The organism is Prevotella sp. MGM1 (assembly GCF_002933775.1).
Lineage (GTDB): Bacteria > Bacteroidota > Bacteroidia > Bacteroidales > Bacteroidaceae > Prevotella.
The window spans coordinates 1-797 of the sequence record NZ_BEWV01000127.1 but is presented as its reverse complement, the minus strand read 5'-3'; the positions used below and the strand labels follow the sequence as shown (position 1 = coordinate 797).

Genomic DNA, 797 nt, shown 5'->3' with positions numbered 1-797 from the left:
AAAAGTTCCTGGTGCTCGTGTACCAGGGGCGCCCCGTCTGCGTTTCCATGCAGGGCGTGAAGCAGCTGATCCGGCAAAAGCGTTTCCCCGGTCTGACCGCTGAAAAGGCCCGCCAGATTGCCATTTATGAAGCAACCCCCAAAACCTCGCGCACATGTTCCTGACTGTTGAAGATTACCGCTCTGTCTGCGACGACTACGAGTTTGAGCAGATAACCCAAAGCCCCGAAACGCGCGAAGTCGCCGAAGCCGCCGCACTGGAGCAGATTTCCTCCTATCTCCGAAGCCGTTACGACATTGACCGCGCTTTCGCCGCCTCAGGCTCGTGCCGTAATGCCATGCTGGTGCAGGTTGCCGTTAACATCTCCCTGTGGCTTATGGTCCACCGTCTTCCCCAGAACATGGGCCATGAGCGCCGCGAGTGCCTCTATAACGATGCCGTTAAATGGCTCCGCGATGTCCAGAGCTCCAAAGCCTCCCCGGATCTCCCGCTTTATATCTCCCCGGACGGAAACACCGACACCCGCAACCCCGTGCGCTCCGGCTCTATGCCCCCAAACAGATACGACTATTAAACACCCGTTAAACACCGTTTAAGCAATGTTCAGACTGTGCGCAAAAGTTGAGATTAAGGGCGACCGCTCCTGGTCGCTCGACTTTGTTACTGCCGTGGAGATTACACGCGACACCGAAAAGCTCACCGCCGAAGCCAAAATAACCCTGCCTAAAAAAATGAAGTGGAACGGCTCGGCTGAAATTCCGGTGCATCGCGGCGACAGTGTGCGCATATCCCTGGGC

1 protein-coding gene and 1 pseudogene are annotated in these 797 nt (G+C 56.6%); both read left to right on the top strand.

The features are described 5' to 3' along the window. The first annotated feature begins 154 nt into the window (after window positions 1-154). Entirely contained in the window at window positions 155-574 is a 420-nt protein-coding gene (locus MoGM_RS04515) for a phage protein Gp36 family protein (protein ID WP_104368944.1), read from the top strand. Window positions 575-599: 25 nt separating this feature from the next. Then, window positions 600-797: pseudogene (locus tag MoGM_RS04510) on the top strand (hypothetical protein); the annotation flags it as partial.